35 protein-coding genes and 1 tRNA gene are annotated in these 25,853 nt (G+C 48.0%); 32 read left to right on the top strand and 4 right to left on the bottom strand.

The annotated features are described in order from the left end of the window. Positions 1 to 26: 26 nt before the first annotated feature. The gene (locus ABID13_RS11390; RefSeq protein WP_007869373.1) at positions 27 to 1,778 is read right to left on the bottom strand and encodes a S8 family peptidase; all 1,752 of its coding nucleotides are present in this window, start codon (positions 1,776 to 1,778) and stop codon (positions 27 to 29) included. Positions 1,779 to 1,897: 119 nt separating this feature from the next. Between ABID13_RS11390 and ABID13_RS11385 the strand changes: the two genes are divergently transcribed. Next, positions 1,898 to 2,377, top strand: a complete 480-nt coding sequence (locus tag ABID13_RS11385) for a signal peptidase II (RefSeq protein ID WP_007869371.1) — start codon at positions 1,898 to 1,900, stop codon at positions 2,375 to 2,377. Positions 2,378 to 2,569: 192 nt separating this feature from the next. Here ABID13_RS11385 and ABID13_RS11380 read toward each other — a convergent pair whose 3' ends face one another. Beyond that, on the bottom strand, positions 2,570 to 2,929 hold the full coding sequence (locus ABID13_RS11380) for a TIGR04086 family membrane protein (protein ID WP_007869370.1): 360 nt from the start codon (positions 2,927 to 2,929) through the stop codon (positions 2,570 to 2,572). Positions 2,930 to 3,081: 152 nt separating this feature from the next. Here ABID13_RS11380 and scfA point away from each other — a divergent pair, with 152 nt between their 5' ends. The 5 genes from scfA to ABID13_RS11355 all read left to right on the top strand — a co-directional run bounded on the left by scfA (position 3,082) and on the right by ABID13_RS11355 (position 7,077). Further along, on the top strand, positions 3,082 to 3,228 hold the full coding sequence (gene scfA, locus ABID13_RS11375) for a six-cysteine ranthipeptide SCIFF (protein WP_002566540.1): 147 nt from the start codon (positions 3,082 to 3,084) through the stop codon (positions 3,226 to 3,228). Between the two features lie 204 nt (positions 3,229 to 3,432). Beyond that, positions 3,433 to 4,836: a thioether cross-link-forming SCIFF peptide maturase gene (scfB, locus tag ABID13_RS11370; RefSeq protein WP_007869368.1), complete on the top strand. Its 1,404-nt coding sequence runs from the start codon at positions 3,433 to 3,435 to the stop codon at positions 4,834 to 4,836. 1 nt (position 4,837) lies between these two features. Then, positions 4,838 to 5,983, top strand: coding sequence for a tRNA guanosine(34) transglycosylase Tgt (gene tgt, locus ABID13_RS11365; protein ID WP_007869366.1), 1,146 nt, complete (start codon positions 4,838 to 4,840; stop codon positions 5,981 to 5,983). Positions 5,984 to 6,030: 47 nt separating this feature from the next. Next, positions 6,031 to 6,312 carry a preprotein translocase subunit YajC gene (yajC, locus tag ABID13_RS11360; RefSeq protein ID WP_007869364.1) on the top strand — a complete coding sequence of 94 codons (282 nt, stop codon included), beginning with the start codon at positions 6,031 to 6,033 and terminating at the stop codon, positions 6,310 to 6,312. Positions 6,313 to 6,438: 126 nt separating this feature from the next. Further along, on the top strand, positions 6,439 to 7,077 hold the full coding sequence (locus ABID13_RS11355) for an HAD family hydrolase (protein ID WP_048928947.1): 639 nt from the start codon (positions 6,439 to 6,441) through the stop codon (positions 7,075 to 7,077). Positions 7,078 to 8,011: 934 nt separating this feature from the next. Here the strand turns inward: ABID13_RS11355 and ABID13_RS11350 are convergent. Further along, a tRNA-Val gene (locus ABID13_RS11350) sits at positions 8,012 to 8,085 on the bottom strand. A 240-nt stretch (positions 8,086 to 8,325) separates the two neighbouring features. Between ABID13_RS11350 and ade the strand changes: the two genes are divergently transcribed. Together ade and ABID13_RS11340 are read left to right on the top strand one after the other, a co-directional pair. Then, on the top strand, positions 8,326 to 10,092 hold the full coding sequence (ade, locus tag ABID13_RS11345; protein WP_156199995.1) for an adenine deaminase: 1,767 nt from the start codon (positions 8,326 to 8,328) through the stop codon (positions 10,090 to 10,092). 127 nt (positions 10,093 to 10,219) lie between these two features. Then, positions 10,220 to 11,113: a S8 family peptidase gene (locus ABID13_RS11340; RefSeq protein WP_007869360.1), complete on the top strand. Its 894-nt coding sequence runs from the start codon at positions 10,220 to 10,222 to the stop codon at positions 11,111 to 11,113. Positions 11,114 to 11,227: 114 nt separating this feature from the next. Here ABID13_RS11340 and ABID13_RS11335 read toward each other — a convergent pair whose 3' ends face one another. Continuing rightward, complete coding sequence (locus tag ABID13_RS11335) at positions 11,228 to 12,088, bottom strand: class I SAM-dependent methyltransferase (RefSeq protein ID WP_007869359.1); 861 nt, start codon at positions 12,086 to 12,088, stop codon at positions 11,228 to 11,230. A 299-nt stretch (positions 12,089 to 12,387) separates the two neighbouring features. Between ABID13_RS11335 and ABID13_RS11330 the strand changes: the two genes are divergently transcribed. The 24 genes from ABID13_RS11330 (at position 12,388) to ABID13_RS11215 (ending at position 25,850) form a co-directional block, all read left to right on the top strand. Then, entirely contained in the window at positions 12,388 to 13,746 is a 1,359-nt protein-coding gene (locus ABID13_RS11330) for a PspC-like choline-binding domain-containing protein (RefSeq protein WP_048928946.1), read from the top strand. A gap of 390 nt (positions 13,747 to 14,136) precedes the next feature. After that, complete coding sequence (gene rpsJ / locus ABID13_RS11325; protein ID WP_002566515.1) at positions 14,137 to 14,454, top strand: 30S ribosomal protein S10; 318 nt, start codon at positions 14,137 to 14,139, stop codon at positions 14,452 to 14,454. A 217-nt stretch (positions 14,455 to 14,671) separates the two neighbouring features. Next, entirely contained in the window at positions 14,672 to 15,307 is a 636-nt protein-coding gene (gene rplC, locus ABID13_RS11320; RefSeq protein ID WP_007869348.1) for a 50S ribosomal protein L3, read from the top strand. A gap of 28 nt (positions 15,308 to 15,335) precedes the next feature. After that, entirely contained in the window at positions 15,336 to 15,956 is a 621-nt protein-coding gene (gene rplD / locus ABID13_RS11315; protein ID WP_007869345.1) for a 50S ribosomal protein L4, read from the top strand. After that, entirely contained in the window at positions 15,956 to 16,255 is a 300-nt protein-coding gene (rplW, locus tag ABID13_RS11310; protein WP_007869344.1) for a 50S ribosomal protein L23, read from the top strand. Before rplD ends, rplW begins: the two co-directional genes overlap by 1 nt. A 118-nt stretch (positions 16,256 to 16,373) precedes the next feature. Next, positions 16,374 to 17,219, top strand: coding sequence for a 50S ribosomal protein L2 (gene rplB / locus ABID13_RS11305; protein ID WP_007869341.1), 846 nt, complete (start codon positions 16,374 to 16,376; stop codon positions 17,217 to 17,219). Positions 17,220 to 17,239: 20 nt separating this feature from the next. Continuing rightward, a complete protein-coding gene (gene rpsS, locus ABID13_RS11300) occupies positions 17,240 to 17,524 on the top strand; it encodes a 30S ribosomal protein S19 (RefSeq protein ID WP_007869338.1) in 285 nt (94 codons plus the stop codon). A 31-nt stretch (positions 17,525 to 17,555) separates the two neighbouring features. Continuing rightward, positions 17,556 to 17,942, top strand: a complete 387-nt coding sequence (rplV, locus tag ABID13_RS11295) for a 50S ribosomal protein L22 (protein ID WP_007869335.1) — start codon at positions 17,556 to 17,558, stop codon at positions 17,940 to 17,942. A gap of 9 nt (positions 17,943 to 17,951) precedes the next feature. After that, positions 17,952 to 18,608: a 30S ribosomal protein S3 gene (gene rpsC / locus ABID13_RS11290; RefSeq protein ID WP_007869332.1), complete on the top strand. Its 657-nt coding sequence runs from the start codon at positions 17,952 to 17,954 to the stop codon at positions 18,606 to 18,608. Beyond that, on the top strand, positions 18,608 to 19,045 hold the full coding sequence (gene rplP / locus ABID13_RS11285; protein ID WP_002566507.1) for a 50S ribosomal protein L16: 438 nt from the start codon (positions 18,608 to 18,610) through the stop codon (positions 19,043 to 19,045). Before rpsC ends, rplP begins: the two co-directional genes overlap by 1 nt. Further along, on the top strand, positions 19,035 to 19,238 hold the full coding sequence (rpmC, locus tag ABID13_RS11280) for a 50S ribosomal protein L29 (RefSeq protein WP_007869329.1): 204 nt from the start codon (positions 19,035 to 19,037) through the stop codon (positions 19,236 to 19,238). The genes rplP and rpmC overlap by 11 nt, the downstream gene beginning before the upstream one ends. Before the next feature lie 96 nt (positions 19,239 to 19,334). Beyond that, entirely contained in the window at positions 19,335 to 19,589 is a 255-nt protein-coding gene (gene rpsQ, locus ABID13_RS11275; protein ID WP_040417435.1) for a 30S ribosomal protein S17, read from the top strand. A 25-nt stretch (positions 19,590 to 19,614) separates the two neighbouring features. Beyond that, complete coding sequence (gene rplN, locus ABID13_RS11270) at positions 19,615 to 19,983, top strand: 50S ribosomal protein L14 (protein WP_007869326.1); 369 nt, start codon at positions 19,615 to 19,617, stop codon at positions 19,981 to 19,983. Positions 19,984 to 19,996: 13 nt separating this feature from the next. Further along, complete coding sequence (gene rplX / locus ABID13_RS11265; RefSeq protein WP_007869324.1) at positions 19,997 to 20,302, top strand: 50S ribosomal protein L24; 306 nt, start codon at positions 19,997 to 19,999, stop codon at positions 20,300 to 20,302. Between the two features lie 23 nt (positions 20,303 to 20,325). Further along, on the top strand, positions 20,326 to 20,865 hold the full coding sequence (gene rplE / locus ABID13_RS11260) for a 50S ribosomal protein L5 (RefSeq protein WP_007869322.1): 540 nt from the start codon (positions 20,326 to 20,328) through the stop codon (positions 20,863 to 20,865). Between the two features lie 16 nt (positions 20,866 to 20,881). Further along, entirely contained in the window at positions 20,882 to 21,067 is a 186-nt protein-coding gene (locus ABID13_RS11255; RefSeq protein ID WP_002604691.1) for a type Z 30S ribosomal protein S14, read from the top strand. Positions 21,068 to 21,099: 32 nt separating this feature from the next. Beyond that, the gene (rpsH, locus tag ABID13_RS11250) at positions 21,100 to 21,501 is read left to right on the top strand and encodes a 30S ribosomal protein S8 (protein ID WP_007869317.1); all 402 of its coding nucleotides are present in this window, start codon (positions 21,100 to 21,102) and stop codon (positions 21,499 to 21,501) included. A gap of 164 nt (positions 21,502 to 21,665) precedes the next feature. Then, entirely contained in the window at positions 21,666 to 22,208 is a 543-nt protein-coding gene (gene rplF, locus ABID13_RS11245) for a 50S ribosomal protein L6 (RefSeq protein ID WP_007869315.1), read from the top strand. Between the two features lie 17 nt (positions 22,209 to 22,225). Then, positions 22,226 to 22,594, top strand: coding sequence for a 50S ribosomal protein L18 (gene rplR, locus ABID13_RS11240; protein WP_007869311.1), 369 nt, complete (start codon positions 22,226 to 22,228; stop codon positions 22,592 to 22,594). 15 nt (positions 22,595 to 22,609) lie between these two features. Next, the gene (rpsE, locus tag ABID13_RS11235; RefSeq protein WP_002566497.1) at positions 22,610 to 23,119 is read left to right on the top strand and encodes a 30S ribosomal protein S5; all 510 of its coding nucleotides are present in this window, start codon (positions 22,610 to 22,612) and stop codon (positions 23,117 to 23,119) included. Positions 23,120 to 23,134: 15 nt separating this feature from the next. After that, positions 23,135 to 23,317: a 50S ribosomal protein L30 gene (gene rpmD, locus ABID13_RS11230; protein WP_007869301.1), complete on the top strand. Its 183-nt coding sequence runs from the start codon at positions 23,135 to 23,137 to the stop codon at positions 23,315 to 23,317. A gap of 25 nt (positions 23,318 to 23,342) precedes the next feature. Further along, positions 23,343 to 23,783 (top strand): 50S ribosomal protein L15, encoded by a 441-nt coding sequence (gene rplO, locus ABID13_RS11225; RefSeq protein WP_007869300.1) that lies wholly within the window; start codon positions 23,343 to 23,345, stop codon positions 23,781 to 23,783. After that, complete coding sequence (gene secY, locus ABID13_RS11220; protein ID WP_007869298.1) at positions 23,783 to 25,099, top strand: preprotein translocase subunit SecY; 1,317 nt, start codon at positions 23,783 to 23,785, stop codon at positions 25,097 to 25,099. The genes rplO and secY overlap by 1 nt, the downstream gene beginning before the upstream one ends. A gap of 106 nt (positions 25,100 to 25,205) precedes the next feature. Continuing rightward, on the top strand, positions 25,206 to 25,850 hold the full coding sequence (locus ABID13_RS11215) for an adenylate kinase (protein WP_007869295.1): 645 nt from the start codon (positions 25,206 to 25,208) through the stop codon (positions 25,848 to 25,850). The last annotated feature ends 3 nt before the right edge of the window (positions 25,851 to 25,853 follow it).

Below are 25,853 nucleotides of genomic sequence, written 5' to 3'. Positions count from 1 at the left end.
CGGCAAACCGGCAGTCTAAGGGGAATTTACTCCCGTAACCGTAAAAATGTTTCATATAGATCCAGGGCTCCGTATCCCCACTCCCTGTTGGGATACGACAGCGCTGGATTTCTTCTTGCCCCCCGGATCAGGTAAGCTTTGATGGAGGCCTCACTCATGGTAATATTATTTCCTTCCACAATTCCCCATCCTAAAAGATTGGCAGCAGCGCCGGCAACGTGTGCGGCGGCAACCGAGGTTCCGGTCCTGGTGGTCATGGGAACGGAGGTTCCAATCCTGCGCCCGATGGCAGGTCCGCTTACATCAACGCCCGGGGCTGCCAGATCCGGCTTGATCAGTCCTCCCACCGTGTATCCGCGGCTGGAGTGAATGTAGATGCTGTTGTTCAGATGGTTGTAGGCGCCCACTGTGATGGGAGAAGGGGCATTTCCCGGAAGCGTGATGGTGGTGTAAGGACTGGGAGTCAGGAACACGGTTTCCTCCGAGATCAGGTTGTGGGTGGGAAGCCACATGTTAAATTGGCCTGTAAGAAACTGGGTATTGTATACGCGTATTTTCCAGATTCCGGTCGTGGGGGCTTCAAAACGCATAAAAATAAGCTGCCTTCCCGACCCCGCTTCAATCAGCTGGTAATTCACGGTAATGACCGTGGGTTCCAAAAGGAAAGGGATAGAGGTTTCATTTCCGGCTATAATAGGAATACGGCTTATGGTTTCCCCGCTGGGGGAAAGAAATCCAACGGAATATGTGTCAATGGTGGAGGCCCACAGCTCAACCACGAATCCCCGCTGGGATTCCGGCTGCCCCACGCGGATCTCCACATCAACAGAAGACTCTCCTGTGGGTATGGTGCCCATGTAGTGATGACCCCGCCCTGTCTCATTGCCTGCTGCAATAACAGTTGCCGTGCCCAGATACCGGCTGATGTCCTGGAGCATTACGCTGAGAGGGGATGTTCCCTCGTGGCTGCCCAGATTGGAGCCAATGCCGAGAAGGATGACCAACGGTTTTCCGCGGCTGAATGCCTCCACGCGCAGATACTTGATTCCCATCATGATATCATTTTCCTGGTAAGCGTCAGCATCGCTGCTGACAAGGTAGAAATCGCGCAGATATTGTTTGGCAGGTTTTAGCTTGACGATCAGCAGTTCGCATTCCGGGGCGGCTCCGGTAAAATCTTCCTCAGGCAGGAAGCCGCCGGCGGCAATACCGGCCAGAAAGGTTCCGTGTCCATTGGTGTCCGTAGATGGGACCAGGGCAAGTGGATCATCGGATTCCAGGGCCTGGTTGATCTGTTCCCTGGTATACTCTGTGCCATAGGTCGCTCCGCTGGCATTATACCGGTTGGGTACGCCCGGCGGAATCAGGGTTTTATCCTCCGGCAGGCTCTGATCCCAGATGCTGTTGATCCTGGTGGTCCCGTCCGGATTCCGGAACAGGGGATTGGTATAGTCGATTCCCGTGTCAATGATGCCAATGAGTACACCGCGCCCCCGGTTGCCCAGGGCAGGGGATGAATGGGTGGAAAGGATACCGGAAGCTTCCATGCTGGAACTGTCTAAAAGCGTGTACAGTCCGGGGATACTGTAGTAGGAAGTCCGCCTTAATGATATGGGTTCCACAGTGTCCAAGGGAGTATATATAATACTGAAGTCAGTGCTTACAAAGTCCATACAGGGAATGTCTTCCGGGTTACCGATAATTTGCTGCTGGCTTCCGTAACGGTAGATAAAGTCAGCAATGGTTTCTGAGGCTGAGTTAAAAGGGCAGTCTGCCATGACATACCTCGTACAGGGTATTTGCTATTATTATATGCTGAATTTTAGAAACCTTTCACTGGACGGCAGTGTGAAACCATAGTAGAATGAAAGAAAAGCGTGGAAAGGAAGGCGGACATATGATTTATGGTTGGATAATAGGCGGTCTGGCGGCGCTGGATCTTGGCATAAAAAGTGTGATCGAAAGCGAGGAGGATGATACATTTCCAAGAGATCTGCCCTCAGCCAAGGGCCTGATCAAGGTTCACAAGAATCACAACGCAGGTTTTCCCTTTGGATTTATGAAGGAGCGGCCGGAACTGGTCAAAGGGATTCCGCTCATGGTCATCTCAGCCATGGCCGGCGCCCTGTGCGCCCTGCTCCAGGACAAAGGAAAGACAGCCCAGAAAGCGGGGATTGCCATTATCATAGGCGGAGCTCTCAGCAATCTCTACGACAGAGTGGTCCGGGGCTATGTGGTGGATTATTTTTCCATCGAATGGGAGCCGATCAAGAAAGTGGTATTCAATCTGGGAGACATGTTCGTATTTCTGGGAAGCACGATCATTATGCTGGAGCAGACAGCAAAAAGCCTGGCCGAGGTCAGGAAAAAGAAATAGGTAAGAAAAATAGATAAAAAGTACAAGGAAAAATAAGTAAAGAAACACAAACGAAAGAAGACCGCAGTCTCCCCAAGACCGCGGCCTTTTTCTAACCGGCGATTTAAGTGGTGAAGGGGGAGCGGTACAGCAGTGGGTGAGAGGAATGGATGTACCTATCTCCACCCCCCCACCTACCCCCCAAGTCCCCCCTTAACTGATCATTCCCCCAATGGTTCCGCCCAGGGCGCATACGCCCATGACTGTCACGGAACGTTCCATATCAATTGGTGAACCCATGTTCATGGCCCAGGATACAGCGAACAGGACCACAAAATAGAACAGACCGGCCAGAAGCCCCCAGAAGAACCGGCGCTGCCTGATCCCTTTTCCGGCAACAAAACCGCCTGCCAGACAGGTGATAAAGTAAACTGCATACACCATGAGGTTTACCTGTCCCTCTTTCAAATGCAGTTTATACAGGGCAAATGCCAGGGCGGCCAGGAGGATTCCGGACAGCACGTAGGAAATGAGCAGGGAGCGGACCATGGGCTTAACGATACCATTTTCCATAGGATTATTCTCCTTCATAAGAATCTATGTTGCAGTATATTCCCGGAGGCGCCGTGAATATGACAAACCTTTGTAATTTACCGTTGCAAGGGGCTTTAACCTGTGTTATAATTTCAAGGAATTATATTTTGGATAAGAGGAGGTGCCGTAATATGAAGCACGTTAAGACATTGAATACGAATACCTTGAAGGATACCATGAAAAAGGGCGGATGCGGCGAGTGCCAGACTTCCTGCCAGTCAGCATGTAAGACATCCTGCACCGTTGGAAACCAGAGCTGCGAGAACGCTAACCGCTAGAGTGTATTTTATAAACACACGTTAGCATTGCTCAGACAGATCAAAGATACGTAAGGAAATTTGGTATAAAGCCCCTATGGTCGCTGGGATTATAGGGGCTTTGCCACGCAAAGGGATGGGCCGGTACTATGACAATGGGGAGTGTGATCGATCAATACCCCCTGCCGCACCGCAAAAGGCCCCTTAGAAAGAGAGAGTAGATTCGTGATTCATCAATTTATTAATAATGGTTACCATATTATACTGGATGTGAACAGCGGTTCCGTCCATGTGGTAGACCCTGTCGTATATGACGCAGTGGCGGTGGTGTCAGAGCTGGTTCCGGAGATGGAAAAGCCTGAACCCTTGTCTTCCAAGGTCAAGTCTGATGTATTTGACCGCCTGTGGGGCAAATACACACCCGAGGAGCTGGGAGAGGCCCTTGAGGACATCGAGGAGCTGATCGCCATGGAGCAGCTTCTTACAAAGGATATTTACCGTGATTTTGTTGTGGATTTTAAGCAGCGCAAGACAGTGGTCAAGGCCCTTTGCCTTCACATTGCCCATGACTGCAACCTGGCCTGCAGATATTGTTTTGCAGAGGAAGGGGAATACCACGGCCGCCGTGCCCTGATGAGCTATGAGGTTGGCAAAAAGGCCCTGGATTTCCTCATTGCCAATTCGGGGAACAGGGAGCATCTGGAAGTGGACTTTTTTGGCGGTGAGCCGCTGATGAACTGGGACGTGGTGAAGCGCCTGGTGGAATACGGCCGTTCCCAGGAGGCGGAGCACCATAAGAAATTCCGTTTTACCATCACCACCAACGGCGTGCTTTTAAATGACGAGATCATGGATTTCTGCAACAGGGAGATGAGCAACGTGGTCATGAGCCTGGACGGACGCAAGGATATCAATGATAAGATGCGCCCCTTCCGCAATGGCAGCGGCAGCTATGACCTGACTGTTCCCAAATTCCAGAAATTCGCCAAAAGCCGCGGCCAGAAGGACTATTATGTGCGGGGGACATTTACAAGGAACAATCTGGATTTTGCAGAGGATGTGCTCCACTATGCGGATCTGGGATTTGAGCAGATGTCCATGGAACCCGTGGTATCTGATCCGGCTGAGGATTATTCCATCCGCAGAGAGGATCTTCCGGCCATCCTTAAGGAGTATGACAAGCTGGCCCTGGAATATATCAAGCGCAAAAAAGAGGGAAGGGGATTTAACTTCTTCCATTTTATGCTGGATCTGAAAGCAGGCCCCTGTGTGGCAAAACGTATGGCGGGCTGCGGTTCAGGCACCGAGTACCTGGCGGTTACCCCATGGGGGGACTTCTATCCCTGCCATCAGTTTGTGGGCAATGAAGAATTTCTCATGGGAAATGTGGACACTGGTATTGTGAACACGGATATAAGGGATGAATTTAAGACCTGCAACGTGTATGCCAAGGAAGGCTGCAAGGACTGTTTTGCAAGATTCTACTGCAGCGGCGGATGTTCAGCCAATGCATACAATTCCAGCGGATCCATTAACGGCGCTTACGAGATCGGCTGCGAGATGCAGAAAAAGCGTATTGAGTGCGCCATCATGATCAAAGCTGCTCTTGCAGATGAAGAGGCTGAATAATATGAAATATCAGGTTATAACAAAGGACCAAAAAGCAAAGCGGGCCAGAATGGAGACCGTACACGGCGTTATAGAAACTCCGGTATTCATGAATGTGGGAACCGTGGGCGCCATTAAGGGCGCGGTTTCAACCGATGACCTTAGGGAGATCGGCACTCAGGTGGAACTGTCCAACACCTACCATCTCCATGTGCGTACAGGGGATAAGCTGATCAAAGAATTTGGCGGACTTCACAAATTCATGAGCTGGGACAGACCTATTCTCACGGATTCCGGCGGATTTCAGGTGTTTTCCCTGACCAAGCTGCGCAAGATTAAAGAAGAAGGCGTTTATTTTAACTCGCATATAGACGGGCATAAGATATTCATGGGACCGGAGGAGAGCATGCAGATCCAGTCAAATCTGGGTTCCACCATTGCCATGGCATTTGATGAATGTCCTCCCAGTCATGCCAGTGATGAGTATATCCGCCAGTCCGTTGACCGCACCACCAGATGGCTGGCCCGCTGTAAGGAAGAGATGGCCCGTTTAAACGGACTGCCGGACACCGTGAACAGGGAACAGCTGCTGTTTGGAATCAACCAGGGCGGTGTGGTGGATGAGATCCGGATCCAGCATGCCAAGACCATACGGGAGATGGACCTGGACGGCTATGCGGTGGGTGGACTTGCTGTGGGGGAAAGCCATGAGGAAATGTACCACATCCTGGATGTGACCGTTCCCCATCTGCCCGAGGACAAGCCCGTTTACCTTATGGGAGTTGGAACCCCGGCCAATATCCTGGAAGCAGTGGACCGCGGAGTGGATTTCTTCGACTGCGTGTATCCGTCCAGAAACGGACGCCATGGCCACGTGTACACCAACCATGGAAAACTGAACCTGTTTAACCAGAAATATGAGCTGGACAGCAGGCCCATTGAAGAAGGCTGCGGGTGCCCGGCGTGCAGATCCTACAGCAGGGCTTATATCCGCCATCTGCTGAAGGCGAAAGAAATGCTGGGAATGAGATTATGCACCTTGCATAATTTGTATTTTTATAATACAATGATGAAAGAGATTCGCGACGCCATCGAGGAGCACCGCTACAGTGAGTACAAAGCGGCCAAGCTTGCAGGCATGGAGAGCTCTCTAAAGGCTAATGAATAATTAACTACTGTGGCGAGGCGGCAGTAGATGTGAAGGAGGAAGTGAGAATGAATACAAGTAGTCCGATATTCTGGATTCTCTATATTGTTCTTCTGGGTGGTATGTTATATTTTATGGCAATCCGTCCTCAGAAGAAGGAGAAGCAGAGACAGCAGGAGCTGTTAAACAGCGTTGCAGTAGGAGATACCATACTGACCAGCAGCGGATTTTACGGTGTAATCATCGATATGACAGATGATACTGTAATCGTTGAATTCGGCAACAACAAGAACTGCCGTATTCCTATGCAGAAGGCTGCCATTGCTCAAGTTGAGAAAGCGGAAGCCTAACATGACATGAAACCCGGGGCATTGTCCCGGGTTTTCTGTATATAAGATTACACAGTCTATAAGATCTTACAGTCTATAAAGTTTTGCAGTCTATAAAATTTAGCAGTCTTCCAGGAGGTAAATTGGATGATTAAACATATAGTCTTTGATATGGGACAGGTTCTGGTAAGTTACGTGGGAGATCTGGTCTGCCAGAAGTGCATAGAGGATGAACAGGAGAGGAAGGAAGTGAGCACATCCGTATTTGTGTCCCCGGAGTGGATCCTTCTGGACATGGGTGTCATGCCGGAGGAGGAGGCCCTTAAGAAAATGCAGGACCGCCTGGACACGGAGCACAAGCGGGATATGGCTGCCTGGTGCTTTTGGCATTGGCACGAATACAACATGAGACCTAAGGAAGGAATGGAGCAAGTGGTAAGATGGCTTAAATCCATGGGGTATGGGATCTATCTCTGCTCCAATGCATCGGTGCGCCTCCTGACTTGCTATAAAGAGGTGATACCTGCCATTGACTGTTTTGACGGGGTTTTGTTTTCCGCGGATGTCCAGTGCTTAAAGCCGCAGAAGGAGATGTACCAGCATCTGTTTGACCGTTTCCGTCTGAAACCGGAGGAGTGTTTTTTTATCGATGACCTGAGTCTGAACATAGAGGGGGCACGCAGGTGTGGGATGGACGGATACTGTTTTGAGGACGGGGATGTAGGGAAACTGAAGGAAGTCCTGGGTTCCTTAAACCGCCAGCAGCTGCATTTTAATGAAAAGTAGTGGGAAGTATGGCAATCAATGGTAAGTGACGGATGTTTGTGGTAAGTATGGCAATTCTTATGATGGAGATACATAGAAAAAGCTCCGTACCAATTGGTACGGAGCCATTTTCTTTAGGATTTCGGATTTTCAAAAAGGGTTGAAGGATAGTTGTTAAATATTCGTGCATTTCTTATGTACTTAGTATAGCATGCAATCCTCCAAAATGTTTGAATGTTCCTTGAATAGATTATTAAGAATTTCTTAATTCAAATATACGAGAAAATAACGGCCGGTCCTAGATGGAGAGAGTGCCTTGCAGAATCACATATCTGAGACACAAAACTCCTTTGGCCCCCTATCACCGTATTTTGGTGTCCTGCAAGGCAACGGATGGAGGCGCACTTCGGCGTACGCAGATTAATGTTAACGCGGCCAGCCGCCAAAAGATGGCTGGATAGAGACGAATAAACGGCGCAGCACAAAAGAATCCCCCAGAGTTGCCGCTCTGGGGGATTCACTTTGTCCGATGGACCATAACCACATACTTTAGCTAAATTCATTATAATCCGAGTGGTGAGAAATGTCGATAGCATTTTCAGGATAACAATCATACCGTACTTATGGAAAATAATTGCTATATAACTGCAGCTTCGTCTTTCGCGACTGCATACTGGGAGATCTGTTCCACAAACTTACCACTGCCTGAATGGGATAGAAGTTAAGAACCCCTTATAAAGGGGGATGGCCCGGTCTGGTACGCCCTTTCAGGCGCCAGTACCGGGCCGCGTCATCTCTGACTGAAATCAATATATCACAGTTTGGGATGAAACTCAATAGTAGTCAGATAATCGTAATGAAGCGTAATATTTCTTACAAAAAAGTTGGGCTTTTGCGAAAGAAAGTATGAAGAAAAAACCGCCTGAGTACATCCGTGCACTCGGGCGGTTTTTAGTGGAAGTAATGGGGCTCGAACCCATGACCTTTCGCGTGTGAGGCGAACGCTCATCCCAGCTGAGCTATACTTCCATGAGAATATTATAGCACGATAAATTGGAAATACAAGTGTTTCATTCCTAATAATGTAAAAAAATTGCAGAATATTGTACTTTCCATCATATTATAGTATTATGATATCAACTACATTGGGGCGGATGTACTCTCAAAGTCTCCCCGGAACCCGGCTTTGCGGCTGACAAGAATCAACTCGCAAATCTGGGTGCCGGAGACTCGGAGGGTACACGGATGAATAAAAGGAGGTAGTTTTTTGTGGACCTATATGGGGATTTAAGGAAAATGATGGATGTGGCATCAGGCAGGCGCAAGGCATCCCTGGTATTAAAAGGCGGGACGGTTGTGAATGTTTTTACGGAAAAGACCGAGGTGGCTGATATCGCCATCGAGGACGGATACATAGCTGGCATAGGGGATTATGAGGGGGAGCACAATGTGGACCTGTCGGGCCGGTACATCTGCCCCGGCTTTATTGACGGTCATATACATATTGAAAGCGCCATGGTGTCACCTCCTGAATTTGAGAAGGCGGTCCTGCCTCACGGCACCACGGCTGTCATAGCGGATCCCCATGAGATCGGCAATGTGGCCGGCTGCCAGGGGATCGACTATATGCTGGAGACCACCAAAGACCTGGATCTGGATGTATTTATCATGATGCCCTCCTGTGTTCCTGCCACGGCTTTGGATGAGTCGGGGGCTGTTCTGGGACCGGAGGATCTAAAGCCTTACTACGACAACCCGCGTGTGCTGGGCCTTGCGGAGGTGATGAACTCCCTGGGAGTGGTTGCCGGAATGGATGACTTGATGGGGAAACTCAGTGATGCCGGCAGCAGGGGAAAGGTGATAGACGGCCATGCTCCGTTTTTGGAGGGAAATGGGCTGAATGCTTATGTGTGCGCCGGGGTGCTCTCGGACCATGAGTGTTCAGATATTGATGAGGCGCTGAAAAAGCTTGGCAGAGGCCAGTACATCATGATAAGGGAGGGGACCGCGGCCAGGAACCTGGAGGCGCTGATGCCACTGTTTGCCGCCCCTTATTATGAGCGCTGCATGCTGGTCACGGACGACAAACACCCCGGTGATCTGATCTCCATGGGGCATATTGACTATATCATACGCAAGGCTGTTTCACTGGGGGCGGATCCCATAAAGGCCATTAAGATGGGGACTCTCCACAGCGCCAGGTACTTTGGCTTAAAGGACAGAGGGGCCGTCATGCCCGGACTGCGGGCAGACCTGGCAGTGCTGGAGGATTTAAAAGATTTCCGTGTGCTGGCCGTGTATAAAGACGGGAAACTGGCAGCGGAAAAGGGCGTATGCATTCAGGAAAAGGAGGACAAAAGCCGGGAGCTGGCATCTGCATTCCCAAGGGTATTTGATTCCTTCCATCTGGATGAAATTACATTAAAGGACCTGGAGCTGGTAAAGAAGGGAACCATGCAGCGTGTGATCCAGTTTAAGCCCCATGAGCTGCTCACACAAGAGAGGATCCTGCCATGGCCGGATGACGATACTGCCGCGGCGCAGGGGGACAGGGCACAGGGAGTGGATCTGAATGAAGACATTGTAAAGGCAGCTGTCTTTGAGCGCCATTTACATACAGGTCATACCGGCATTGGCTTTATTGGAGGATATGGACTGAAGAAAGGTGCAGTGGCCACCAGTGTGGCCCATGATTCCCACAATCTTATTGTCATAGGTACCAATGACAGGGATATGGTTTTGGCAGCCAATGCCGTGAGAAAGAATAAAGGCGGCCTTGCCGTGGCGGTGGACGGACAGGTGACAGGGGAGCTGGCCCTTCCCATCGGCGGCATCATGACCCAGGCTTCCGTGTATGAGGTGGAATTTCAGCTTGAGAAACTGAAGGAACAGACAAGGGAGCTGGGGATCAGCGAAGACATTGATGCCTTTATGACACTTGCCTTTGTAAGCCTGCCGGTGATACCTAAACTGAGGATCAACTCATATGGCGTCATCGATGTGGACCGGCAGGAGGTTGTGGAGGCAGTCTTTTAAACACCTATGGATTTATAAAAATTAATTTTCCTTTTCACAACGGTATTTTCCCGGGACTGCGGGCGGCGCAGTGGAACGCAATTCATTTTCCCGGAATATCCTAATAAAAAAAGGAGAATATCGTGATGTGAATCAGGCAAGAGAAGACATAAATTGTGACATCGTATATTCCATGGGAATCACGGGGAAAGGGGTTGGTGTTGCAGTCCTGGACACCGGCGTTTATCTCCATGAGGATTTTAAGGATAGAGTAACAGCCTTTGCTGATTATGTAAACCAGAGGCCGCAGCCCTATGACGACAACGGGCACGGGACTCATATATCAGCTATGATAGGAGGGAGCGGCGCTTCCTCGGAAGGAAAGTACAGAGGGGTGGCGCCTGGATGCAGTCTGATATCTGTAAAGGTACTGGATCACAAGGGAAATGGATATGCCTCGGATGTACTGGCAGGATTAAAATGGATCAGGGAGCACATGCAGGAGTACGGCATTCGCATTGTGAACATTTCAGTGGGCTCCCTTTCCAGACGTGATATGACGGAGAACTCCATATTGGTGAGGGGAGTCAATGCGGCCTGGGATGATGGGCTGGTTGTGGTAGTGGCAGCCGGCAACCATGGTCCGGGCCGTATGACCATTACCACACCGGGGATCAGCCGCAAGGTTATCACAGTGGGATGCTCCGATGACCATAAGGAAGTGGAAGTGATGGGAAGCCGGATGGTGGATTATTCCGGCCGCGGTCCCACTTTGGCATGTATCTGCAAGCCGGATATTGTGGCTCCCGGGTCGGGGATCGTCAGCTGCTGCAATGAGCCCGGCCGGTATTTCTCAAAGTCAGGAACCAGCATGTCAACACCTCTGGTATCCGGCGCCATTGCACTTTTACTGGAAAAGTACCCGGAAATGAGCAACAAGGATGTGAAGCTGCGCATCCGTGAACGGGCCGTGAACCTGGGCCTTCCCCATAACCAGCAGGGGTGGGGAAAACTGGATGTGGCCCGCCTGCTGGAAGATTAGACCAGTAACAGATTGATAAAAATAAAAAATGCCTGAGCCCATCGAAGGATGGGTATCAGGCATTTCACGTTCCGGCGCGCCCGCGCTTTTAGGTACAATGAAGCAATCGGAAACCTACGCCTCCCAGCGCCCGGAAGCCCCGCATGGGAGCACCAGTCCTGACTGGGTTACGGGAAGGCCCACCTCCTGGGCATTGACCGTACCGCCAAAGCGGGGAATCACTTCCACTCCCAGCATGTAGCTCAGCACGGAGGGGGCCAGGCCCGTGGTGTATGAGTTGATCAAAAAGAACAGGGGCTTGTCTGAAAGAAGCTGCACGCACAGCTTTACCAGAGGATGGATGGCATCCTCAATTTTCCAGATCTCACCCTTGGGGCCGCGCCCGTAAGAGGGAGGATCCATTATGACCGCGTCATAGCGGTTGCCTCTGCGGATCTCCCGTTCCACAAATTTTACGCAGTCATCCACGATCCAGCGCACAGGGGCGTCCGCCAGGCCGGAGGAGGCGGCATTTTCCTTGGCCCATGCCACCATGCCTTTGGATGCATCCACATGGGTAACGCTGGCTCCTGCTTTTGCGGCTGCCAGTGTGGCGCCTCCAGTGTAGGCAAACAGGTTCAGCACTTTTATGGGCCTTCCCGCCTGTTTGATCTTATCCCCAAACCAGTCCCAGTTGGCTGCCTGTTCCGGAAACAGCCCTGTATGCTTAAAGCTGAAGGGCTTCAGATTAAATGTAAGACCATTATATCCAATGGACCACTGCTCCGGCAGGTCGAAGAATTCCCACTCACCGCCGCCTTTGCTGCTGCGGTGATAATGGCCGTTCATGTGCTTCCAGCCCTTGTGGGTCTTAGCTGTATCCCAGATGACCTGCGGATCAGGACGGACCAGCAGGTAATTGCCCCAGCGCTCCAGCTTTTCACCATTGGAGCAGTCTATGACTTCGTAATCATTCCATTTGTCGGCAAGCCACATAATTATAAAAACCTCATTTCCTCAATATCTGATGTGATAAGTAGCAGATTGCATCATCCCGGCCGCAGGGTTACTGCCTGGATGAAGTATTATAATACAGAGTATAGTCTAAATTGTGTGTAAACGTCAAGTTTATGATAAAAAAGAAAAAATACAGTCTATCGTAAACAAATTGAAAGATAAATAAGGTTGAATAATTACGGGAGCCTTGATACAATATAGGTTAGGATTGCAGGAGTCTCATACTACGTGAATGGCTTCAGCATGGGCGAGTGCAGATGGGAAGAGGAGCTGAGCATATGAAGAAACATACAGTGGCAGTGTGGGTGCTGGCAGCGGTGCTGTCTTTGGGTACGGCTACGATTTCTGCCATGGCGGCGGAAGGTTGGGCCCAGTCCGGGAGCAGCTGGGTTTACTATGATTCCAATGGAAACCGCGTATATAATGCATGGAAAAAGGGGGCGGACAACCAGTGGCGTTATCTGGACGGTGAAGGCAATATGGCCACCAGCGCCTGGGTTGATTCCGATTATTATGTTGACAGCAATGGTATCATACTCACTGACAAGTGGTTGAAACTGACCAATGATGACGGTGAGTACGAGTGGTACTATTTTGGAAGCAGCGGGAAGATGATGTCCGATGCCTGGAAAAAGATCGATAACAAGTGGTATCATTTTGACGGGGACGGACGTATGGAGCTGGGCTGGATCCTGGATGATATGTACTACACGGGAACGGACGGCGTTATGCGGACAGGATGGCAGAAGCTGGACCCCCCGGATGAGGATGATGACAACAGGGACCGCGTCACACCCGGGATCGACAGTGTAACGGATGATGATGGAAGGTATTGGTACTATTTTTCCTCCAGCGGCAAGAAATTCGCACCGGACAGTTCGGACGGAGATTACACGGCGCGTAAGATAGACGGTACATATTATTGCTTTGATGAGACTGGAGCCATGCAGACAGGCTGGAAGAATGTGCGTTCCTCCTCCAATGATTCCATTGAGGATTACATGTATTTCGGCGCTGACGGAAAGGCCAGGATCGGCTGGTACTCCATAGAACCCCCGGATGACCTGGAAGGCTATGACGGTGATGTGGAGTGGTTTTATTTTACAAACAGCGGCAAGCCAAGGGCTGCCGATACAGAGCGGCTGACCACCAATGATATCGTGAAACTGAACGGTAAATCCTATCTGTTTAACCACCTGGGCAACCCGGTTTACGGACTTAAAAAGGTTTATACGGGTTCCGGGGATGATGACTGGACCACCTTCTATTTCGGTGACAAGAACAAGAGCTGCGTGCAGAAGGGTAAGATAAAGGTCACGGAGGACGATGGCAATAAGTCGGATTTTTACTTTGCGGATAACGGCCGCGGGTACAATGGCGTGAAGGATAACTACCTATATTATAAAGGAAAGCTCCAGAAGGCCACGGACGGCCAGAAGTACGTGTGCTACCGGGTGGATAATAAGAACTATGTGGTCAATTCCTCCGGCAAAGTTATGAAGAGCACAAAGGTAAAGAACAGTGACGGGGTAAAGTTTGTTACCAATGCCAGCGGGCAGCTGACATCAGCGGATGAAGATACGGATATTGATTCCTATGTAACAGAACCCATGGAACCCTATTGCACTGAGGATTAAAACATGGATCATTGGGAAAGACTTCTGGTATGACAGAGGTCTTTTCTTTTTGGCCCGTTGGTCATTGAATCAGTATCATAAATAGCAATGCAGATAACTATGCAGAAAAAAATAAAAAAGTACTTGCATTTAATGGAGATGTATGCTATCATAACAAGGCTGTGGCATGATAGCGTTGAAGCGAGAGGTTGCCGCCCACAAAGTGAGGCGGGTTTTCCGTGGAGCGAATGTCAAGTTAGGAAACTGGCGACAAGTCACTGTACCAATTAAAGAAACTGCAGGATAAATGGCAGAATCAGTGTGGAGTTCCGTTGGGACACACACGGAAACGTGTACAGTCACCGCTTGTCGTACTTGGTTTAGAAGTGCGAAAAGGAGGCGACTTTTTTTATGGCAAGTCAAGTAATGAGAATCACTTTAAAGGCTTATGATCATCAGTTAGTAGATCAGTCCGCCGGCAAGATCATCGAGACTGTAAAGAAGACAGGATCACAGGTGAGCGGACCGGTACCGTTACCAACCAAGAAAGAGGTAGTAACCATTCTGCGTGCTGTTCATAAGTACAAAGATTCCAGAGAGCAGTTCGAGCAGAGAACTCACAAGAGACTGATCGACATCACTGCTCCAAGCCAGAAGACAGTTGATGCACTGTCCAGACTGGAAATGCCGGCTGGTGTGTACATCGACATCAAGATGAAAACAAAATAATATTTGTTTTCAAGGGAAAATGTTTATATCCTGAAGGGTTTAAATTATAGAAGCAACACTGCATTTCCTGTTGAGGAATCAACATACCGCACCCGTCCCCCGGGCGTCAGCAAGGGAAGGCTTACGGGCAGGTTCATAGTGTTCCACGTATAGTTAGACTGTTCTAGGATGAATGCGAAAGCATTCCGCTGTAGATCATGAAACAGGAGGTAAGACAATGAAGAAAGCGATTTTAGCAACAAAAGTCGGAATGACCCAGATCTTCAATGAGAATGGTGCTTTAGTTCCGGTAACCGTGCTTCAGGCAGGACCTTGTGTGGTAACACAGGTTAAGACTGCTGAGAACGATGGTTACAAAGCAGTACAGGTTGGTTTCGTTGACAAGAGAGAAAAACTGGTTAACAAGCCGCAGAAAGGCCACTTTGATAAGGCCGGAGTTTCCTATAAGAGATATGTAAGGGAATTCAAATTTGAGAATGCAGAAGAGTATTCTGTAAAAGATGAGATCAAGGCAGACATCTTCGCTGCTGGCGATAAGATTGATGCTACCGCTATTTCCAAGGGTAAAGGCTTCCAGGGCGCCATCAAGAGATATGGACAGCACAGAGGACCCATGGCTCATGGTTCCAAGTTCCATCGTCATCAGGGTTCCAACGGTTCCGCTACTACACCAGGCCGCGTATTCAAGGGCAAAGGTATGCCAGGTCACATGGGCAACAAGCAGATCACCGTTCAGAACCTGGAGGTTGTTAAGGTTGATACCGACAATAACCTGATTCTGGTTAAGGGCGCAGTACCAGGACCTAAGAAGAGCCTGGTTACAATCAGAGAAACCGTTAAGGTTGAAAGGTAAGCTTTTATAGGAAAGGAGGAACACACAGATGGCAAACGTATCTGTTTACAATATGGAAGGTAAAGAAGTTGGCACATTAGAACTGAACGATGCCGTGTTCGGCGTAGAAGTTAACGAGCACCTGGTACATCTTGCAGTTGTTGCACAGCTTGCTAATAAGCGTCAGGGAACACAGAAAGCAAAGACACGTTCTGAGGTTTCCGGCGGCGGTAGAAAACCGTGGAGACAGAAAGGAACCGGTCATGCAAGACAGGGTTCAACCAGATCTCCTCAGTGGAAGGGCGGCGGCGTAGTATTCGCTCCAACACCAAGGGATTACACGATCAGACTGAACAAGAAGGAGAAGAGAGCTGCTCTTAAGTCCGCTCTTACAAGCCGTGTTCAGGACAACAAGTTCATCGTACTGGATGAGCTGAAGTTAGATGAGATTAAGACCAAGAAGTTCCAGAACGTAATGGATAACCTGAAGGTATCCAAGGCGCTGGTAGTTCTGGCTGACAATGATCAGAATGCAGTATTATCCGCAAGGAACATTGCAGACGTTAAGACTGCACAGGTTAACTCCATCAATGTATACGACATTCTGAAGTACAACACAGTAGTAGCTACCAAGGCTGCTGTCGCATCCATCGAGGAGGTGTACGCATAATGGCAGACATTAAGTATTATGACGTCATTTTAAAACCAGTTATCACTGAGAAGAGCATGAACGCCATGTCAGATAGAAAGTATACTTTCATGGTACACGTTGATGCAAATAAGGCTATGATCAAAGAAGCAGTTGAGAAGATGTTCCCGGGCACCAAGGTTGCTTCCGTAAACACTATGAACTGTGACGGTAAGGTTAAGAGAAGAGGAACCACTTTCGGCAGGACAGCTGCTTCCAAGAAAGCAATTGTTAAGCTGACAGAGGACAGCAAGGAGATCGAGATCTTCCAGGGGCTGTAATCTGACCCACCCGCCGGATCCGTCCGGCCGGAGAACTTATACGGCAGCCGGGACATCCCAGATATCCCGAACCCAGAAACGTATGCCGTGAAAAGAAAACGAAAAGGAGTAAAATGTCATGGGAATTAAGAAGTATAATGCTTATACACCTTCCAGAAGACATATGACCGGTTCTGATTTCAAGGAAATCACCAAGGACACCCCAGAGAAATCTCTGGTAGTATCCCTGAACAAGAACGCTGGTCGTAACAATCAGGGTAAGATCACTGTTCGTCACAGAGGCGGCGGCAGCAGAAGAAAATACAGAATTATTGATTTTAAGAGAAACAGCAAGGATGGTATCCCGGCAACCGTTATCGGTATCGAGTACGATCCCAACAGAACCGCCAATATCGCGCTGATCTGCTATGCAGACGGTACCAAGTCTTATATCCTGGCTCCGCAGGGCTTAACTGATGGAATGAAGGTTATGAGCGGCGATACGGCAGAGGCAAAGCTTGGCAACTGTATGCCGCTGTATCACATCCCGGTTGGTACACAGGTGCACAATATTGAGTTATATCCAGGTAAGGGCGGCCAGCTGGTTCGTTCCGCAGGTAACGGAGCGCAGCTTATGGCTAAGGAAGGCAAGTATGCCACCTTACGTTTACCTTCAGGTGAAATGAGAATGGTTCCGATCATCTGCCGTGCAACCATCGGTGTTGTTGGCAATGGTGAACACTCCCTGATCAACATTGGTAAAGCTGGTAGGAAGCGCAACATGGGTTTCAGACCTACAGTCCGCGGTTCCGTAATGAACCCCAATGACCATCCACACGGTGGTGGTGAAGGAAAGTGCGGTATCGGCCGTCCTGGTCCTTGTACACCATGGGGCAAGCCTGCTCTGGGTCTGAAGACCAGAAAGAAAAACAAGCAGTCTAACAAGTTGATCGTAAGAAGACGTGATGGCAGAACCATCAAATAGTTAAAGGAGGTTAAGAACACATGGCTCGTTCACTGAAAAAAGGACCATTTGCAGATGCGCATCTGTTAAAGAAAGTAGACGCTATGAATGCAGCAGGACAGAAGCAGGTAATTAAGACCTGGTCCCGCCGTTCTACAATCTTCCCACAGATGGTTGGTCATACAATTGCAGTTCATGACGGTAGGAAACACGTTCCGGTATATGTTACCGAAGATATGGTAGGACATAAACTGGGCGAATTCGTAGCAACCAGGACCTATAGAGGTCACGGAAAAGACGAGAAAAAATCCGGCATGAGAAAGTAATTCACGGGTAAATTGAAAGGAGGTTTTACCAATGGCAAAAGGACATAGATCCCAAGTCAAGAGAGAGAGAAATGCCAATAAGGACACAAGACCCAGCGCAACACTGTCTTACGCCAGAGTGTCTGTCCAGAAGGCTTGTTTCGTATTAGATGCCATCAGAGGCAAAGATTTACAGACCGCACTTGGTATTGTAACTTACAATCCCAGATATGCTTCCAGCTTAGTTAAGAAGTTACTGGAATCAGCAGCAGCAAATGCTGAGAACAATAACGGAATGGATCCCGCAAAGCTTTACGTAGAAGAGTGCTACGCAAACCAGGGACCAACCATGAAGAGAGTTAGACCGAGAGCCCAGGGACGTGCTTACAGGATCGAGAAGAGAATGAGCCACATCACTGTTGTTCTGAATGAGAGATAGGAGGCAAATATGGGACAGAAAGTTAATCCACACGGCTTAAGAGTCGGTGTTATTAAAGACTGGGATTCCAAGTGGTATGCAGAAGCTGATTTTGCTGACTGCCTGGTTGAAGATTACAATATTAGAAAGTTCCTGAAGAAGAGACTGTTCAGTGCCGGTATTTCCAAGATCGAAATTGAGCGTGCATCTGACAGGGTAAAGATTATCATCTATACTGCTAAGCCAGGTGTGGTGATCGGTAAGGGCGGCTCTGAAATCGAGAAGTTAAAGAAAGAAGTTCAGAAGCTCACTGACAAGAAGCTGTTCGTAGACATCAAGGAAATCAAGCGTCCTGACAGGGATGCTCAGCTGGTTGCCGAGTCTATCGCAGGACAGTTAGAGAACCGTGTTTCCTTCCGCCGTGCTATGAAGTCCACCATGGGCAGAACCATGAAGGCTGGCGTTAAGGGTATCAAGACTGCTGTTGCAGGCCGCCTGGGCGGTGCTGATATGGCACGTACCGAGTTCTACAGCGAGGGTACTATCCCGCTTCAGACATTAAGAGCAGATATTGACTATGGTTTCGCAGAAGCAGATACAACCTACGGCAAGATTGGCGTTAAGGTTTGGATCTACAAGGGCGAAGTACTTCCTACTAAAGGAAACAAGGAAGGGAGCGATAAATAATGTTAATGCCTAAGAGAGTTAAGCGTCGTAAACAGTTCCGTGGTTCTATGGCCGGCAAAGCATTAAGAGGCAATACGATCTCTAACGGTGAGTACGGTTTAGTCTCTACCGAACCATGTTGGATCAAGTCAAACCAGATCGAGGCAGCCCGTGTTGCCATGACCCGTTACATTAAGCGTGGTGGTAAGGTCTGGATTAAGATTTTCCCGGATAAACCTGTAACAGCAAAGCCAGCAGAAACCCGTATGGGTTCCGGTAAAGGCGCTCTGGAGTACTGGGTAGCAGTTGTAAAGCCAGGCCGTGTATTATTTGAAATCGCTGGTGTACCAGAGGAAACAGCTAGAGAAGCTCTGCGTCTTGCTATGCACAAGCTGCCATGCAAGTGTAAGATTGTTTCTAAAGCAGATTTAGAAGGCGGTGATAACAGTGAAAACTAATAAGTTTGTAGAAGAATTAATGAATAAGTCAGCAAACGAGCTGAATGAAGAGTTAGTAGCTGCGAAGAAGGAACTGTTCAATTTGAGATTCCAGAATGCAACCAATCAGCTGGATAACACCTCCAGGATCAAGGAAGTCCGCAAGAACATCGCAAGGATCCAGACTGTTATCACTGAGAAGGCTAATGCTTGACTGTAAGCGCCTGGTAAGGTATTGTCAAACCTGGTGTGAAGGTTGTTCACGATAAATGCAAAGGTGAACAAAATGGGAAAGGAGATAGAATCTACCGTGGAAAGAAATTTGAGAAAAACCCGTACCGGTAAAGTGGTTAGCAATAAAATGGATAAAACCATTGTTGTAGCAATCGAGGATCACATTAAGCACCCACTGATCGGTAAGATCGTAAAGAAGACCGTTAAGTTAAAAGCTCATGACGAGAAGAATGAATGCGGTATCGGTGATACAGTAAAAGTAATGGAAACAAGACCACTGTCCAAGGATAAGAGATGGAGACTTGTTGAAGTTATCGAGAAAGCAAGATAATTGAGATGAGGAAGGAGTAACAGGTATGGTTCAGCAGGAAACAAGACTTAAAGTTGCCGACAATACCGGTGCAAAAGAACTTCTCTGCATCCGTGTATTAGGTGGTTCAACCAGAAGATATGCAAATATCGGTGATATCATCGTTGCTTCCGTCAAAGATGCAACACCTGGTGGTGTTGTAAAGAAGGGCGATGTTGTAAAGGCTGTTGTGGTACGCTCCAAAAAGGGCGCTCGCCGTAAAGACGGTTCTTATATCAAGTTTGATGAGAACGCAGCTGTAATTATTAAGGATGACAAGACTCCAAGAGGAACTCGTATCTTTGGGCCTGTAGCAAGAGAATTAAGAGACAAACAGTTCATGAAGATTGTCTCCTTAGCTCCAGAAGTATTATAAGGGGGTGTCCACTGTGCATAAAATCAAAAAAGACGACTTAGTAGTTGTAATCGCAGGTAAAGATAAAGATAAGCAGGGTAAAGTGATCTCTGTTGACACAAAGAAGAATAAAGTCCTGGTACAGGGCTGCAATATGATTACCAAGCACACAAAACAGGCTCCCGGTAATCCGCAGGGCGGCATCGTAAATCAGGAAGCTCCCATTGATATCTCCAATGTAATGCTGGTAGTTGACGGCAAGGCAACCAGAGTCGGCTTTGATGTAAAAGACGGCAAGAAGGTTCGTGTTGCAAAGACAACTGGCAAAGTGATTGATTAATTCAGGAGAGGAGGAAAAAAACGTTGGCTAGATTAAAAGAACAGTATCAGAGCGAAATGGTAGACGCGCTGATGAAGAAATTTGGATATAAGAACGTTATGCAGGTGCCGAAGCTGGATAAGATCGTTATCAACATGGGCGTAGGCGAAGCAAAGGAAAATGCCAAGGTCCTGGATTCAGCTGTAAGAGATCTGGAAATCATCTCCGGACAGAAGGCTATTACCACCAAGGCTAAGAAGTCCATCGCTAACTTCAAACTCCGTGAAGGCATGGCAATCGGCTGCAAGGTAACACTGCGCGGCGAGAGAATGTATGAATTCCTGGACCGCCTGGTAAACCTGGCACTGCCCCGTGTACGTGACTTTAGAGGTGTTAACCCTAACGCATTTGATGGCAGAGGAAACTATGCGCTCGGTATCAAAGAGCAGCTGATCTTCCCTGAGATTGAGTACGACAAAGTTGACAAGGTAAGAGGTATGGATATCATCTTCGTTACCACCGCTAAGACTGACGAAGAAGCTCGTGAACTTTTGACATTATTCAATATGCCGTTTGCAAAATAGTTAGGAGGAAACTTTCATGGCTAAGACTTCAATGAAGATTAAACAGCAGCGTCCGGCTAAATTCTCTTCCAGAGAGTACAACCGCTGCAGGATCTGTGGCCGTCCACATGCTTACTTAAGAAAGTACGGAATCTGCCGTATTTGTTTCCGTGAGTTAGCATACAAGGGTCAGATTCCTGGCGTTAAGAAAGCTAGCTGGTAAGATAGAGAGAAAGAGGAAGGAGGCATTTTAAAATGACAATGAGCGATCCGATTGCAGATATGCTTACAAGAATCCGTAATGCAAACACTGCAAAACATGATACAGTAGACGTACCTTCATCCAAGATGAAATTAGCTATTGCTGATATTCTGGTAAAAGAGGGTTATGTTGCAAAGTACGACATGGTAGAGGACGGCGGTTTTGCATCCATCAGAATCACCTTAAAGTACGGTAAAGATAAGAACGAGAAAATTATTTCCGGTATCAAGAGAATCTCCAAGCCTGGTCTGCGTGTGTACGCAAACAAGGAAGAGCTTCCCAAGGTGCTGGGCGGACTTGGTACCGCAATCATTTCCACCAACCAGGGTGTGATCACCGATAAGGAAGCACGTCAGTTAGGTGTTGGCGGCGAGGTTCTGGCATTTGTTTGGTAACTATGGAAACTTCGATGATACTAACCGGGAAAGCCCCTGTTAAGTATCACGAAGCACTTTCGCATGTAAGCGCCTAATGTACGGGCGCTCAGTGCTCAATGCGTGCGACTGAAAACAGAAGGAACGCACAGTTCCTTCCGAGAATTTAAGTAGGAGGTAAAGGCATGTCACGTATCGGTAGAATGCCAGTTGCGGTTCCGGCAGGTGTAACTGTTACAATCGCAGAAGGAAATAAAGTGACTGTAAAAGGTCCAAAGGGAACATTGGAGAGAGATCTCCCAGTAGAGATGACCATCGAGCAGAAAGATGGACAGATTATCGTAAGCAGACCAAACGATTTAAAGAAAATGAAATCTTTACATGGTCTGACCAGAACCCTGGTAAACAACATGATCCATGGTGTTACAGAGGGCTATGAGAAGGTTCTGGAAGTAAACGGCGTTGGTTACAGAGCTGCAAAGCAGGGCAAGAAGCTTACTCTGAACCTGGGCTACTCCCATCCGGTAGAGATGGAAGATCCTGAAGGCATCGAGACCGTCTTAGAGGGACAGAACAAGATCACTGTTAAAGGTATCAATAAAGAAAAAGTTGGCCAATACGCTGCTGAAATCAGAGACAAGAGAAGGCCTGAGCCATACAAGGGCAAGGGTATCAAGTATGCTGACGAGGTTATCAGACGTAAAGTTGGTAAGACTGGTAAGAAATAATTAAGGAGAGTGTAAAAATGGTTAACAAACAGTCAAGAAGCGAAGTTCGCGTAAAGAAACACAATAGAATGCGTAACCGTTTTGCTGGCACAGCAGAGAGACCGCGTCTGGCAGTGTTCAGAAGTAATAATCATATGTATGCTCAAATTATCGACGATACGGTTGGTAACACTTTAGTTGCTGCTTCTACAGTTGAGAAGGAAGTTAACGCTGAACTGGAGAAGACCAATGACAAGGCAGCTGCAGCATATGTAGGTACAGTAATCGCAAAGAGAGCCCTTGAAAAAGGTATCAAGGAAGTTGTTTTCGATAGAGGCGGCTTTATATATCAGGGCAAAATTCAGGTATTAGCAGATGCAGCCCGCGAGGCTGGTCTGGATTTCTAAGAGAGGAGAACAAGCATGAAGCGTACAATTATTGATGCCAGTCAGATGGAACTGAATGACAAGGTAGTTGCGATCAAGAGAGTATCCAAGACTGTTAAAGGTGGACGTACCATGAGATTTTCCGCTCTGGTAGTAGTAGGTGACGGTAACGGCCATGTCGGTGCTGGTTTAGGCAAGGCAGGCGAGGTTCCGGAAGCGATCCGCAAAGGTAAAGAAGCCGCAATTAAGAATCTGGTAGAGATTCCAGTAGATGAGAATAAGAGTATCCCACATGATTTTATTGGTAAATTCGGAAGTGCAGCTGTTCTGTTAAAGAGAGCTCCTGAAGGTACCGGTGTTATCGCCGGAGGTCCCGCACGTTCCGTACTGGAAATGGCAGGAATCAAGAATATCCGTACCAAGTCTTTAGGTTCCAACAACAAGACAAACGTTGTTCTGGCAACACTTGCCGGTTTAACTTCTTTGAAGACACCGGAAGAATTTGCAAGACTGCGCGGCAAATCTGTGGAAGAAATTGTAGGCTAATAGGAGGAGAAAGACATGGCAGAGAAATTAAAGATTACATTAGTCAAGTCCCCTATCGGTGCTGTTCCTAAGCAGAAGGCAACTGTTGCTGCCCTTGGCCTGACCAAGATGCAGAAGACAGTTGAGATGCCAGATAATGGCGCTGTCAGAGGCATGATTGCAAGTGTGAGACATTTGGTAAAAGTTGAAGAAATCTAATCAGATAAAGTAAGGAGGTGCAGTCATGGAATTGTCAAATTTACAGCCTGCTGCAGGTTCAAAGCATAGCGATAATTTTAGAAAAGGCCGTGGCCATGGTTCAGGCAATGGTAAAACCGCTGGTAAGGGCCACAAGGGTCAGAAAGCCCGTTCTGGAGCAACAAGACCTGGCTTTGAGGGTGGACAGATGCCTTTATACAGGCGTATCCCAAAGCGTGGTTTCACCAATATGAATTCTAAGACCATTATAGGTATTAACGTAAGCGCACTGGAACAGTTCGATAACGATGCTGAGGTTACTGTTGAGACATTAATCGAAGCTGGAATCGTTAAGAATCCAAGAGATGGTGTAAAGATCCTTGGAAATGGAGAATTAACCAAAAAGCTGACCGTTAAGGTTAATGCATTCAGTGAAGGTGCAAAATCTAAAATCGAAGCTTTAGGTGGAACCTGCGAGGTGATCTAATGTTTAAAACGATCAGAAATGCATTTAAGGTACAGGAGCTCCGTAAAAAGATTATCTATACCTTTATGATGCTGGTAGTCATCCGTTTTGGATGCCAGCTTCCAATTCCGGGAATCGAAACAACATTCTTTGCGGACTGGTTTGCAAAACAGACAACGGATGTGTTTGGCTTCTTTAATGCCATGACAGGTGGATCATTTTCATCCATGTCCATCTTTGCATTGAGCATCACGCCATACATCACATCCTCCATTATCATCCAGCTGCTGACCATAGCGATTCCAAAACTGGAAGAGCTGCAAAAGGATGGTGAAGACGGCAGGAAAAAGATTCAGGAATACACCCGATATACCACGGTAGCCCTGGCACTGATTGAATCAAGTGCCATGGCCATCGGCTTTGGCCGTCAGGGACTTCTCCTTGATTACAATGCCTGGAATATTATCATTGCCATTGTTACAATGACTACGGGAAGTGCCCTGCTTATGTGGATTGGTGAGCAGATTACGGAAAAGGGCGTTGGAAACGGTATTTCAATTGTACTGTTATTCAACATCCTGTCCAGTGTTCCCAATGATGTGAGGAGCCTTTATTACCGTTTCATCTTCGGACAGACTGTGTTTACAGCAGCTATTGCCATTTTGGTGATTGCTCTTGTGATCCTGGCCATGGTTGTCTTTGTTATCGTGCTAAACGATGCGGAGAGAAGAATCCCGGTTCAGTATTCCAAGAAAATGGTTGGCCGCAAGATGGTTGGCGGACAGGCTTCCAACATCCCGTTGAAGATTAATACCGCAGGTGTAATGCCGGTTATCTTTGCCTCTTCCATCATGTCATTCCCTGTTGTGATCTCTCAGTTCTTTACTGTTGATTACAACTCCATAGGAGGCAAGATTCTGATGGTGCTCAACTCAGGCTCATGGTGCAGACCCGAGTCTCCGGAGTACTCCATTGGTCTGGTGATTTATATTGCATTGCTGATTATGTTCGCTTACTTCTATACGTCCATTACCTTCAATCCGTTGGAAGTGGCTAATAACATGAAAAAGCAGGGAGGCTTTATCCCTGGTATCCGCCCGGGAAAACCAACCAGCGATTATCTAAATAAGATTTTGAATTATATTGTTTTTATTGGTGCATGCGGCCTGATCATCATTGCGGTTGTTCCGATTCTGGCATCCGGTTTATTAAATGTAAGCCATATATCATTTTCAGGAACTTCCTTGATCATTATTGTAGGCGTGGTGCTGGAGACAATCAAAGCAGTAGAATCACAGATGCTTGTGCGTTATTATAAGGGATTTTTGAACGATTAACAACCACAGTTGAATTAATCAATCTGCCTTTGCGGTATTCCACAGGGGCGGATTGATTGCGTTTATAAAGAGTGAGTAGGTGCTCATAACGAGGAGGATCGGTTCTATGAAAATCATTATGTTAGGCGCTCCTGGTGCCGGAAAAGGTACCCAGGCAAAAAAGATTGCAGCAAAGTATCAGATACCCCATATTTCAACAGGAGATATTTTCCGCGCCAATATTAAGAACGGCACAGAACTGGGAATGAAGGCAAAGGCATTTATGGACGCCGGCGGTCTGGTGCCGGATGAGATTACCATAGGCATGCTGCTTGGCCGGATCCATGAAGCTGACTGTCAGAACGGATACGTACTGGATGGGTTCCCAAGGACCATTCCCCAGGCGGAGAGCCTTACAAAGGCGCTGGGCGAGATGGGGGAGTCCATTGACTATGCGGTTAACGTGGATGTGCCGGATGAGAACATTGTAAAGCGTATGTCCGGACGCCGCGCATGTCTGGCCTGCGGTGCTACATATCATATTGAATTCAATCCTCCCAAGAAGGAAGGGATCTGTGATGTGTGCGGTCAGGTACTGGTCCTCAGGGATGACGACAAACCTGAGACAGTTAAGAAGCGCCTTGATGTATATCATGATCAGACTCAGCCTCTTATAGAGTATTATCAGAAAGCAGGCGTTCTGGCACAAGTGGATGGCACCATGGATATGGAAGACGTATTCCAGGCCATTGTTAAGATTTTAGGAGCATAAATA

This window comes from Enterocloster citroniae (assembly GCF_040545455.1).
In the GTDB taxonomy this organism is placed as follows: domain Bacteria; phylum Bacillota; class Clostridia; order Lachnospirales; family Lachnospiraceae; genus Enterocloster; species Enterocloster citroniae.
Note: the sequence above shows the minus strand (reverse complement) of the source record. Positions and strands in the feature narration are given on the sequence as shown.